The sequence below is a fragment of the Bacillus sp. SIMBA_005 genome, assembly GCF_046535585.1.
GTDB lineage: Bacteria > Bacillota > Bacilli > Bacillales > Bacillaceae > Bacillus > Bacillus pumilus.
In genome coordinates this window covers 1-270 of the sequence record NZ_JAWRWI010000444.1, presented here as the reverse complement: position 1 = coordinate 270, position 270 = coordinate 1, and the positions used below count along the sequence as shown (strand labels likewise).

Below are 270 nucleotides of genomic sequence, written 5' to 3'. Positions count from 1 at the left end.
AGGCTGAGGCGTCGTCACGTATGCAGCTGAATGACATCCTTAAGCTGAACGTGCGCAATAAAAATGGCGGTATGGTGCAGCTTTCGGAGTTTGTTCGTCCCCTCTGGCAACAGTCGCCGGTTCAGCTTATCCGTTATCAGGGCTATCCGGCATTCCGCGTTACCGGCTGGCCAAACTGGGGTTATTCAAGCGGGGATGCGATGGCTGAAATGGAAAAAATCGCCTCCACGCTGCCTGCCGGATTTGCTATTGAATGGACCGGTCAGTCAC

At 54.1% G+C, this 270-nt stretch carries 1 protein-coding gene; it reads left to right on the top strand.

Features of this window, described 5'->3' with window-relative positions:
* Positions 1 to 20: 20 nt before the first annotated feature.
* Positions 21 to 270: efflux RND transporter permease subunit (locus tag SB660_RS20825; RefSeq protein WP_410584253.1), on the top strand; the 250-nt coding region annotated here is incomplete at its 3' end.